Here is an 11,915-nt window from a genome sequence, read left to right as displayed (position 1 = left end):
CGTCTGTAGATATCGCAAAAATGCCTAGTAAAAATCAATATTTGAAGAAGCCAATGAACAAAAAAATATTAATAATTGAAGATGAAGTCCAAATCTGTTCAAATATTCAACAGATTTTAAGTTTTTCTGATTTTAATACTATTACTGCAAATAATGGTTTAGAAGGATTACGACTTGCTAAAACAGAACAACCAGACCTGATATGTTGTGACGTTATGATGCCTGAACTTGACGGTTACGGTGTGCTAACGGCCTTACGCCAAGATCCTGTAACTGAATTTATCCCAGTAATTTTTCTGACTGCAAAAGTAGATCGTGGTGACTTACGCCAAGGTATGGAATTAGGAGCCGATGATTACCTGACGAAACCTTTCTCTATGGACGAACTTTTGAAGGCAATTCAGGTCAGATTAGATCGAGTAGAAAAACCAGCTTTAATCAAACAACAATACGAGCAAGAACATCAAGAAAATACCAAGTTGAAGCAGGAGATAGAGATAAATTCACAAAAACTGCAAGAGAGCCAACACCTAGCAGAAATATGTAACGAGGTTTTACAAAAACTTTTACAAGATTTAGGCAATCCGCTTTCAAATATCAATATGGCAATCTATATGCTGAAAAAAGCTCAATCAGATGTTGAGCGCGATCGCTACTTGAGTATCCTACAACAAGAGTATGCTAGAGAAATGATGTTTTTGAATGAAATGAAGAATTTACAAGCATTATTAACCCCAGAAAATGCCAATATTTTGCAAAATTTTAATTTGCTTAACCATAGCAAATAGTATATCTGCGCAACAAATATATTGAAATAGATCGGCGTTTTTACTTAGATCATTAATATGATTATACGGTATTATTGACAATTAATTTTTCTTGTTTAGCAAGATAAGCTTTGTGTGGATATAGCGTTTCCTAAGCAACTGAAGTATACCAAATCTTGTTAACCAAGGTTAGTAGCTTTGGAAACGTATCTTACTAGGTCGTAAATTGCTATACCAATAATATAAAACTGATACTTTTATTTTTATTAATCATAAATGAACACAATTTTAATTATAGAAGACGAACCCCAAGTCAGGGGAAATATTCAGGAAATTTTACAACTTTCTGATTTTGAAACTTTGATAGCTGCAAACGGTAAGATTGGATTAGAAATTGCTCAAGCAAAATTACCAGATTTAATTATCTGTGACATTATGATGCCTGAACTAGACGGTTATAGCGTACTGTCTGCTTTACGTCAAAATGAAGCAACTATCAATATTCCTTTAATATTTGTTACTGCTAAGGCAGAGCGTTCAGATTTTCGTCAAGGAATGAATTTTGGAGCTGATGATTATTTGACTAAACCATTTACTCCGGAAGAATTACTCAATGCGATCGCTTCTCGTCTTGATAAACACGCTTCGGTTGAGCGCCAAGCTCAAGCCAAACTAGACGAACTGAGAATGAATATTGCTCACTCATTACCTCACGAACTAAATACGCCTTTAAATGGTATTCTCGGTATGTCACAGTTGTTAATACAAAATTGTGAGTTCATGCCTGACTCTGAAGAAGTCGAAATTGCCGAATTAATTTACAAATCCGCCAATCGCTTGAATGTACTAGTTCAAAGATTTTTATTATATAGTAATCTGGAGTTAATAACTAAAAGTCTCGAAAAAACTCGTCAATTCAAAGAAAAAAAAGATAGATGTTTTGCTGAAAAAATTCTTATTGAAATTGCTTTTAAAAAAGCTAAAGAAAACTGTAGACCAAAAGATTTAAAGTTAGATATCGAAGAATCTACAGTACAACTATCAGAAGAAAACTTGAGTATTCTGATTGAAGAATTACTGGATAATTCTTTCAAATTTTCTTTGCCAAGCAGTGAAATTCAAGTTATGAGTAAGATAGAAGGTAGCAAATTTAATTTATATATAATTGACAATGGCAAAGGGATGACAATTGAAGAGATTAACAAAATTGGAGCTTTTGTACAATTTAATCGAAAGTTATGGGAGCAACAAGGCTCTGGCTTAGGACTGGCTATTGTTCAGCATATAGTTAAATTATATGGTGGTGAATTTACAATCGCTAGCATTCCTGAGAAAGGAACTATTGTAAGTGTTAGTTTGCCTTGCTAGGGTGTACTTGCCAATATAACCACAAGAAAATAGCCAAGTTATATTCAGTGGTTTTAAGTGCGCTTTTTAACACCAGGTTTGCACAACATGACCCTTTAACTGTTGTCCTAACCAAGGTGTATTTTGTGAAAGTGTATAAAGACTTTTCCGTTCAACTTTCCAAGTTTGCTGAGGATCAAATAAAGTAAGTTCCGCTGGTTGATGAGGTACGATCGCACTTACTTTTTCTCCCAAACACTCTGCTGGATTGGTACTCAATGCCCGCCATAATTCTAAAGCTGTAAATTCCTCAGTTTCAACCAAATATTGCCATAAAAGAGGTAATGCTAATTCTAAACCAATTGCTCCTGGAGGCGCTTCGGCAAAGGCTTGGACTTTTTCTTCGTAGCTGTAGGGTGTGTGATCGATAGCGATCGCATCGATTACACCCACACGTACCCCTGTACGTAACGCCGCCATATCACTGGGATTACCTAAAGGCGGATCTAAATGCAAGCTGCTGTGATAACTCTTAACTGCTTTAGTATCAAGTAAAAGGTGCATCCAGGTGGTGCTGGCGGTGATGGGTAAACCAGCGGCTTTAGCTGAAGCAATTAATTCCACGCTGCGAGCTGTGGAGACACGCATGATATGAACTGGTGTGCCGATGGTTGCAACCAATTCAAGCATAGCTGCGATCGCAGTTGTTTCAGCGCTGACGGGTATTGGAGGTAAACCAAAACGCAGAGCATTTGTCCCTTCTCTCATTACACCATTGGCTGTTAACTGGCGATCGCTAGGCCAAAATGCTACTGGTTTACCCAATGGCTGGAGATACTCTAACACTCCCCGCACCAGTGCTAAGTTTTCTAAGGGCTTACCATCAGTAAAACCAACAACTCCAGCAGACGCTAAATCTGCCAATTCCGTCATCTGTTTCCCAGCAATATCTACAGTGAGCGCACCCCAGATATGAAGCAGGGGAAGAGAAGAAGACAAGGGAGAAAAGTTGCCCCCTTGTCCCCCTTGTCCCCCTTGTCCCCTTGTCCCCCCTCTCCTCTTCTGCAACTGTGCCACAAGCGCAGGGTTATCAATAACTGGGGATGTATCGGGTAAAATGCTAACTCTAGTAAAGCCGCCAGCAGCAGCAGCTTGTAAGAAAGACGAGAGGGTTTCCCGTTCTTCAAAGCCAGGTTCACCAGAGTGGCTGTACAAATCAACTAATCCAGGGCCGAGAACTAATCCCTGACAATCTCTGATTTGAGTATCGGAACTGATGTCAGAAATGTGTGAAGCCACTTCTCGGATATAACCATCAGCAATCAGTACATCAAAGAGTTCATCGATTTCAGAAACAGGGTCAATTACTCGTACTTTTTGCAGCAGTTCAATCATAAAAGTTTTAGTTATGAGTTAGGAGTTAAGTAGGTAGGCATAATTAAACATAAAGTAAAATCCTAGTTCGTAGTGAGTGATTCATCGCTCAAAGAAAGGATTATAGGACTAAAGTCCTTACTACAAACTTTAATTTATTTACGTCTAGCTACTTCTGAGTTATTTGTTTTTCAGTCATTGCTTCTAACTTTATTCCTCACTCCTCACTCCTCACTCCTTCTAACTCCTCACAGGCTAAACGTCCCGCTGACGATAACAGCACTTAGCACTCACAATGCTCCCGCTGCTGTTTTATCTAGTACACCTCCACCAAAGTGATAAGTGATATTCATTGCTTGCAGTACTGGTAAACCATCGATTCCAGCAGGGTAGTCGATAACACTAACTGCACCATTACCCTGACGAAAACTCCAGAAGTTTTCCAGCGATAAACCCAGAATGTGACAAAGTAAGGTTTTGTTAGTAGCGTCATGAGCTACTACTAATACAGTTTTGAATTGATTATTTGATGCTGTTTGCAGAATTGATTGCCAAGCTGCAACGCTGCGCTCCCACACCTGTTGTAAATTCTCTCCTTCAGGCATTTGCACTTGCGTTGGTATCAACCGCCATCGCTGCAATTCTCCTGGAAACTCTTGCTCTATCTCTGTTTCTAATTTTCCTTCCCAGAGACCATGACTGATTTCTCTTAAACCATCTTGCAATTCTAATTTTACATTCGGATGTTGTTTTAAGATAATCTCTGCTGTTTCTTTAGGGCGTAGCATTGTGCTACTGCAAGCAAAATCAATTGCTACTTCTTGGAGAAATTCGCTGGCTTTTTGTGACTGTTGTCTACCGTTGTCGTTGAGGGGGACATCAATTTGTCCTTGAAACCTAGTTTGGCGATTCCAATCGGTTTCACCGTGACGCACTAGTAACAATCGTACTCCTTGATGATCCGGTCGGAATGAAGGTAGAGTTTCTCCGGTGTGTTGCGTCTGATTTAAGGATTCTAGCTGGACTGGTTCGCCCAATCCGCCAGCAAAATTTAATACGGTGATCCCACAGTTAGATTGCTGTATTGAGTGGTAGCGACTGGGAGGGATTCCTAATGCTGTGCTAATCAAAGCGCGATTGATTCCGTTATGTCCGACGATGAGAATGGTTTCGCCTTGATGTTGGGACAAAATTTCTTGCCAAAACTGCCGTGCTTGTTCGTATAAAGCAAGAACGGGAAAATGTTCTCTTGTTCCTTCTGCATCATTAAGCAGCATTCGCAGTTCGTCGGGGTGTTGATGCCAAGTGCGGTAGTCTTCAGCAAATTTTTGCTTGACTTGGGCAGTCAGCAATCCTTCCCATAAAGGTAGGTCGATTTCTAGTAGCAAATCAGAAACTTGAACTACAGCAGATTTTTGAGCATGAGTAGCTAACTCACTATGGATAATATCTGCTGTGTGTTTCGCTCGTTGTAAGGGACTGCTGTAAATCGTATTAAATAAGATATTGCTGAGGGCTTTGCCTACTAGACTTGCATCCTTACGACCTTTTTCGGTTAATGTTGATGCATCAGTGCGTCCTTGGATGCGCCGCTCGGTGTTATAACCGCTTTGACCGTGGCGCACAATGATGACCTTTAAAGTTTTATTTTTCAAAAGCTTCAGCCTTATTTTTACAAAAAATACTCAATTAATGCTCAAATTAATTAATTAAGTGCATAGTTGCAGATTAAAAGTATACATTTATACTTATTCTCAACGCTCAATATATGCTCAGATTTATCTTACTTCCTAATTACTCCAAGTAATACTCTGAGTTAAAATGACTCCTTACAGTCCAAGCATTCTAGCCATTTTTGTCATCAGGGCATTCATTCTTATCTGTTAATAGTTCTATCCTTTGCCTCTAAATGGTAGACTAAAGGCAATTCTAGGCATGAATAGGGATATCGTGAGAGTCATTATCACTCACTATTGATAATAGACTGGGTGCGATCGCCGGAAATACCATCAAAGATGTAATCCATGAGGTCTTGGAATCAGCATTGCCAGTCGAGGGGATGCCGTAACGTCGGCATGAGAAACTGTCAAAATACTTTTGAATATCAATAGCCTGCAAACAGCAGATATCCCTTGTAAATTATGACTAGTATTTCTGCATCACCAATCAAGCTGCATCGTCATCGAGAGCAATTTCCCGCTTTAGGGAATAAGGCTTATTTTAACTATGGAGGACAAGGACCCATGCCCCAAAGGGCAATGGATGCGATCGCCGAAACTCAAGCTTATGTTCAGCAAATAGGCCCCTTTGGCAATGAGGCGTTTAGCTGGATAGCACCTCAAACTCAAGCCGCAAGAGAAGCGATCGCTTTGGAATTAAATGCACCAAGCCAAACAATTACTCTCACCCAAAATGTCACTGTTGGCTGTAATATCGCCATGTGGGGCATTGAATGGCGTGCTGGCGACCATCTACTGCTCTCAGACTGCGAACATCCAGGCGTAATTGCTACAGCACGAGAAATCTCGCGGAGATTCTCTGTAGAAGTTACTACTTGTCCCCTAAAAGCGACTTTAAATGAAGGCGACCCTGTAACCATCATTGCCCAGCACTTGCGCCCCAATACCCGCCTAGTAATATTGAGTCATGTTTTCTGGAATACCGGTCAAGTTTTACCTCTAGACAAAATTGCCGAAGTATGCAGAAATAATTATTCTGCACTATTAATAGATGCTGCCCAATCTGCTGGTTTATTGCCTTTAAACTTGACTGAATTGGGAGTAGATTTTTATGCTTTCACTGGTCATAAATGGTTATGTGGCCCTGCGGGTGCTGGTGGCTTGTATGTCCGGCCAGAAGCACGAGAAAGCCTAAAACCTACGTTTATTGGCTTGAATGGTGTTGTTGTAGATAGTCAATCTCAACCTGTGGATTGGCTTCCAGATGGGCGACGATATGAAGTGTCTACATTAGCTTATCCGTTGTATCTTGGTTTAAAGGAAGCGATCGCAATTCATCAGCAATGGGGAACATCACAGGAACGTTATGAGCAAATTTGTCATAATAGCGAGTACCTCTGGCGACAATTGACGGCGTTACCTGATATTAAATGTTTGCGAACTTCCCCACCTGAAAGCGGTATAGTCTCTTTTCAACTTGCAAATAATCAACCTCAAGCTCATTTGAAGTTGGTGCAATTTTTGGACTCACAAAAAATATTAACTCGGACAATTGCCGATCCTAGCTGTATACGTGCTAGCGTTCATTACTTTACTTTAGAATCGGAAATCGACCAATTGATTGAGGCGATTCAAAATTTTTGCAAAATTAATTAAAAGTTAGGAGTTGTAAGTTAGCGTGTAGAGATTATGATTTTAACTCCTAACTCTTGTACAGACGCGATTAATCGCGTCTCTACTCCTAACTATAAAATAAAATGGAACGCCCAATCTTATACTTAGCGATAACTAACCACGGCTTTGGTCATGCTACCCGCACGGCTTCTGTAGCTGCAACAATTCAAAAGTTATGTCCAGAAGTTTTACTAATTGTGGTGAGTACTGCCCCACGCTGGTTGCTAGAGTGTTATATAGAAGGCGATTTTATCTATCGTCCTCGTGCATTTGATTTGGGTGTGGTGCAAACAGATAGTTTGACAATGGATAAAGTAGCGACTTTAGAAAAGTTGCTAGATATTAAGAAGCATCAAAATTCGCTGATTGCCTCAGAAGTGAATTTTATCCGCCAAAATCGCGTTAATCTTATCTTGGCAGATATTCCCTTCCTCGCTCCTGGGTTTGCCAAAGCTGCAAATATTCCCTGCTGGATGATGAGTAACTTTGGTTGGGACTTTATCTACCGAGATTGGGGAGGCGAATTTACCGCAGTTGCAGATTGGATTAGTGATTGGTACTCAAAGTGCGATCGCCTGTTTCGTCTTCCTTTCCACGAACCAATGCCAGCTTTTAATAATATCACAGATGTCGGCTTAACAGGCGGTTCTCCCCGTCACTCTGCTGATGATTTACGTTCTCTTTGGGGAATAACTGCACCAGTCGAAAAAACCATTTTGTTGACCTTTGGGGGGTTGGGTTTACAGCAAATTCCTTATGATAACCTAGAGCGATTTCCAGATTGGCAATTTATTGTATTCGATCGATCTGCCCCTGATTTACCTAATTTAGTGAAAATTAATGACCACAAATACCGCCCTGTAGATTTTATGCCTATTTGTGGGCGAGTCGTTTCTAAACCTGGTTATAGTACTTTTTCGGAAGCCACAATACTAGGAATACCAATTGTCACCATACCGCGTGAAGACTTTGCCGAAGCAACTTTTATAGTAGAAGGCATAACTAATTATAATCAACATCAAATCATCACCCCATCTGAGTTTTTTCAAGGAACTTGGAATTTTCTCCATGAGTTACCCCAACCTCCACGGCAATCTCAACCAATTGCTAAAGATGGTAATGAAGCGATCGCTCAAGCTGTTATCAATTATTTACAGACAAAATAAAGCTATTTAAAGTAACATCAATTAATAGTGGAATCTTCAAGCATAGATAAAGAAACTCTAAAATTAGCCACCCAAGGAATATGGATTAAATCAAATGCAAAAATTATTGTTTGAAATGACCGAAAACGAATTATTATCCAGAGCCACTAAATTTATTTACGAAGATCATTAATTTTGAATTTTGAATTTTGAATTTTGAATTCGGAGCGAAGCGACGTGACTCACTATCAAAAGTTACTCAGAATTTCTACTACTGGCAAATCTTTTCAAAACATCACCGCAAAAATTGCAGCTATAGTTGCAGAATCGGGAGTAGAAACTGGCCTTTGTACTTTATTTTTGCGCCACACTTCAGCTAGTTTAGTAATCCAAGAAAATGCCGATCCTGATGTACTTGTAGATTTAGCTAACTTTATGGCAAAACTTGTGCCAGAATCAGGCAAATACATTCATGATGCCGAAGGTTCCGATGATATGCCGGCACACATTCGTACTGCACTTACCCATACTTCTGAACATATACCTATTAATCGCGGTCATTTAGTATTAGGAACTTGGCAGGGAATTTATATTTGGGAACATCGTCAACGCAGTCATTCTAGAGAACTAGTTGTGCACATTTCTGCATAGCAAATTTCTTAAATTTAGAAATCGTAGTTAAATTTTATTAGGACTTACGCAAGTGTCCTATTTTTTTGTGCAGCTTGTCCAAAGTCAATAATCAGTAATCCCAAAACCTTGACTTTAGCCAGATTATGCTAAGTATTTTTACACTCTGGGGATGAGAAAATTCCTTTATTGATAATTAACTAGACATACACTGAGTATTTCATGTCAGTTTGTAAACTTAAAAGTTAAGTTTATTTATATAAGTTTAATAATTTATTTATTTTAATATAAAATAACACTTAATGTAAACCTGCTTGGGCTATTACTATTACTATGAATCAAAAACTAATACCAACTAATACTTTTCAGTTTATTGATGAAATCTTTACCCAGCAGTCTGTTAAATTATTATCACTGAGTCCCAAAAAAACATTAATTACCAGCTTTGCAGAGTTAGGAAATTTGATTGCGGAACAAAATACCGACATTCAAATTATCACAACTATTCAAGAAATTCTCGAAAGCATAGTCCGCACTCAATTGCAAAACTTTCCAGAAAACATCTTTTGGGATTTCGATTTTCTGGTAAGCAGTATGCTTAGGCAGGCTTTAAATGCAGAGGAGGGCGCTATTGCATTCTTAAAAGTTTTTGGTGAAAAGATGGTTTGTCTAACAAAGATGTTCGGCAATAAAACAGAAATCCGCTTTCGTTATGTTCATGATTTTATGTATGGGTTTGAGTGGGCTAGATGGGTACAAAAAGAGCCAGAAAAACGCGCACATATAGAGCCTTTTAGCCTGTTATTTTTAGATTATTTGCTCATCAAAGGTAAGGAACTTTTACAACGTATTAATCATGGTCAGGTTGTATCTTATAAACTGTGTGAAACGGGCTACCGCAACCCCTTCACTTTTTCTCGCGAACCAGAAGATGAATACCGTCTATTAACTTATCTTGCTGAAGAACAACTTATTCCAGTAACGGTATGGAACTGGAATGCTAGCCCTGTATGGAACAAACCTTTCCAAGAAATGCGCCAGCAATTAGCATTAAAATTAAATATTCAACCACAGAAACGCTGATTAGTAATTAAAAATTACTGAAGAAGATAATTATGAAAATTGCTGATTTAATTACTTGGTTTGAAGCATGGGCGAATCCTGCTTGGTGTGAAAGTTGGGATAATTGTGGCTGGCAAATTGAACCAGGAGTTTTGCAGGAAAAAGCACGGGTTTTGGTCTGTTTGACACCGACTTTGGCGGTAATGCAGGAAGCGATCGCAAAAAATGCTAATCTGATATTTGCCCATCACCCTTTGATTTTTAATCCTCTCAAATCTTTACGTACTGGTGAAGCGATCGCTGAAATGGTACGGTTAGCCTTTACCCATAATATTGGTATTTACACTGCCCACACGAATTTTGACCAAGTGCAAGATGGGACTGCTGACGTGTTAGCTCAGATTTTAGAACTCAAAGAAGTTACCCCCATCGAAGTTACACAACCAGGATTAGGATATGGTCGTGTTGGTTTGCTAGAACCATTTCTGACATTACAGGAATTACTCACCACCATTCAAACCCGACTTTCTCCCCCTAATTTGATTTTTTCCCCAACTGCTGATTTACAGCAAACAATTTCACGAGTTGCTGTTTTGGGTGGTTCGGGGGCTAGTTACATTTCAGCCGTCGCCAAAACAGGTGCCCAAGCTTATCTAACTTCTGACTGTAAATTCCATCAGTTTCAAGAAAGCCGCGATTGCAATCTTATTTTAATCGATGCTGGACATTACGCTACCGAACGTCCGGCTTGTGATCGCTTAGTGCAAAAATTCCAGTCTTTAAACTTAGACTGGGTACAATTAAGTCAAAAAGATGAAGATTTCCGCCAGTTTTTTGCTTGATTGCTGATGTTTAATTGGATTTTGTAGATGCTTCTCGAAAAAATTGTTGTATTTTAATTTTGTTAAGTATCAGCTTTTTAACATTGATGCTGAAAATTTTTTGCCCTTTTACCTGTGTAATATTAAAGTATCAAAAACTCATATTGTGATGTAAATCACTGGTTGAGCGTAAGACTAATCACACAGTATTAATGTTTCATATCAATTAGGAAGAAAGGAAAATGTTCCACACTAGACCTAATAATTTGCTCACTCTGCCCTAATCAAGATGATTCGCACAATTATTGCATCTGCTTTCCAAACTGGATATCTTAGTGTTGAATCTGAGGGTTTACTCCAGCAGGTGCTAGCCACTAAATGCTATCAGTCAGAGGATTTGCCAGAGCTCGCAGCCCTATACGATGCAGTTCGCGCCGGAAAAATTAAACGAGAAGCATCCTCGTCGAACGTGCTTATAGAATTTCCTTTACCACATAAATCCTCCTAAGACTTCTGGAGTAGAATTTTCTCATGGTGTTTTCCTCTACTCTTCCCTGACGCTGTTGCCTTTTTTCAGGTTTTTGACTGAAAAACTCAAAACTATTTGGGTGTTGTTGTTGAAAAGTATCAAGGTCAGCAAGAGAATGAGTTAAGATCAGATACAAGTGGGTAAAAGTAAAGCCAAGTCCCCGGACTTCCCAGTAATGCCAATGATTAAAAGTAGGCAAATTAAACAACCGCAATCAACGATTGTTTTGGAGTATTCTTTATTACATAATGGTAAGAATGACTCAGCAGCAAATATGAACCTGGTTAGGACAGGTACCGAACTGTTTGACTTCTATAGAAGCAGACATTCCCTAAAATAAGCTGGAGGGAGATTGAGTTCATTGTTAGAGCAACCATTGATTTATGACCCAACATTATCCTGATATTTTGATAAATAGAAGCAAATCTTGGGATTGGGTTATGAAGCGCACTTGTTCTAAACAGTGAAATTAACCTCTTAAAGGTGTAATGTAATGGGGTAGAACCCAGATTTTGACAGGTTTAACTACGTTGTTTAAAAAGGCAGAAACAGTACATGCTACACCGCAAGATTTATCAACTGTGTTGCGATGGGCGCGAGGTATGTGTTTTCTTGCGGGACCAGCAACGCTGGATTGAACGCGCCCGCATCATAGACATAGAGGGAGATTTAGTGACCCTACGCTATGAAACAGAAGAAGAGGACGAAGTTTGTTCTTGGGAAGAAATGGTTCGTCTCGAGAGCATTGGTGCTGTAACGCAAAAATTGGCTTCAGTACCGCGCGGTAATGTAGAACCTCTGATGACTGAAGATTGTCCCGAAGCAGAGCGCATTCACAACCGTTACACTGACTCGAATCCAGAATAATTCAGCGCTGAGTGCTGAGT

General features: G+C 39.3%; 12 protein-coding genes. 9 read left to right on the top strand and 3 right to left on the bottom strand.

What is annotated here, in order from left to right; genetic code table 11:
• Nucleotides 1-53 precede the first annotated feature (53 nt).
• Together ACR5KR_RS16905 and ACR5KR_RS16900 are read left to right on the top strand one after the other, a co-directional pair.
• Nucleotides 54-788 (top strand): response regulator transcription factor, encoded by a 735-nt coding sequence (locus ACR5KR_RS16905; RefSeq protein ID WP_445631358.1) that lies wholly within the window; start codon nt 54-56, stop codon nt 786-788.
• Between the two features lie 255 nt (nt 789-1,043).
• Nucleotides 1,044-2,135, top strand: coding sequence for a hybrid sensor histidine kinase/response regulator (locus ACR5KR_RS16900; RefSeq protein WP_445631359.1), 1,092 nt, complete (start codon nt 1,044-1,046; stop codon nt 2,133-2,135).
• Nucleotides 2,136-2,201: 66 nt separating this feature from the next.
• Here the strand turns inward: ACR5KR_RS16900 and ACR5KR_RS16895 are convergent, their stop codons facing one another.
• The 3 genes from ACR5KR_RS16895 to ACR5KR_RS16885 form a co-directional block, all read right to left on the bottom strand.
• On the bottom strand, nt 2,202-3,509 hold the full coding sequence (locus ACR5KR_RS16895) for a dihydroorotase (RefSeq protein WP_448267271.1): 1,308 nt from the start codon (nt 3,507-3,509) through the stop codon (nt 2,202-2,204).
• Between the two features lie 269 nt (nt 3,510-3,778).
• Nucleotides 3,779-5,143, bottom strand: coding sequence for a histidine phosphatase family protein (locus ACR5KR_RS16890; protein WP_448267270.1), 1,365 nt, complete (start codon nt 5,141-5,143; stop codon nt 3,779-3,781).
• Between the two features lie 274 nt (nt 5,144-5,417).
• A complete protein-coding gene (locus ACR5KR_RS16885; protein WP_448267269.1) occupies nt 5,418-5,606 on the bottom strand; it encodes a hypothetical protein in 189 nt (62 codons plus the stop codon).
• Between the two features lie 23 nt (nt 5,607-5,629).
• Between ACR5KR_RS16885 and ACR5KR_RS16880 the strand changes: the two genes are divergently transcribed.
• The 7 genes from ACR5KR_RS16880 to ACR5KR_RS16850 all read left to right on the top strand — a co-directional run bounded on the left by ACR5KR_RS16880 (nt 5,630) and on the right by ACR5KR_RS16850 (nt 11,895).
• Nucleotides 5,630-6,823, top strand: a complete 1,194-nt coding sequence (locus tag ACR5KR_RS16880; RefSeq protein ID WP_448267268.1) for an aminotransferase class V-fold PLP-dependent enzyme — start codon at nt 5,630-5,632, stop codon at nt 6,821-6,823.
• Nucleotides 6,824-6,924: 101 nt separating this feature from the next.
• A complete protein-coding gene (locus ACR5KR_RS16875) occupies nt 6,925-8,007 on the top strand; it encodes a glycosyl transferase (protein WP_448267267.1) in 1,083 nt (360 codons plus the stop codon).
• Between the two features lie 216 nt (nt 8,008-8,223).
• Nucleotides 8,224-8,637 carry a secondary thiamine-phosphate synthase enzyme YjbQ gene (locus ACR5KR_RS16870; RefSeq protein ID WP_448267266.1) on the top strand — a complete coding sequence of 138 codons (414 nt, stop codon included), beginning with the start codon at nt 8,224-8,226 and terminating at the stop codon, nt 8,635-8,637.
• Nucleotides 8,638-8,949: 312 nt separating this feature from the next.
• Nucleotides 8,950-9,699 carry a hypothetical protein gene (locus ACR5KR_RS16865; protein WP_448267265.1) on the top strand — a complete coding sequence of 250 codons (750 nt, stop codon included), beginning with the start codon at nt 8,950-8,952 and terminating at the stop codon, nt 9,697-9,699.
• A gap of 32 nt (nt 9,700-9,731) precedes the next feature.
• Nucleotides 9,732-10,520, top strand: a complete 789-nt coding sequence (locus tag ACR5KR_RS16860) for a Nif3-like dinuclear metal center hexameric protein (protein WP_448267264.1) — start codon at nt 9,732-9,734, stop codon at nt 10,518-10,520.
• A gap of 268 nt (nt 10,521-10,788) precedes the next feature.
• Nucleotides 10,789-11,007, top strand: coding sequence for a hypothetical protein (locus ACR5KR_RS16855; RefSeq protein ID WP_194042969.1), 219 nt, complete (start codon nt 10,789-10,791; stop codon nt 11,005-11,007).
• 576 nt (nt 11,008-11,583) lie between these two features.
• Complete coding sequence (locus tag ACR5KR_RS16850) at nt 11,584-11,895, top strand: DUF6679 family protein (RefSeq protein WP_012408115.1); 312 nt, start codon at nt 11,584-11,586, stop codon at nt 11,893-11,895.
• Nucleotides 11,896-11,915: the final 20 nt, after the last annotated feature.

Source organism: Nostoc sp. DSM 114159, from assembly GCF_053470285.1.
The sequence above is the reverse complement of the archived record's forward strand: the minus strand, read 5'-3'. Positions and strand labels throughout refer to the sequence as shown.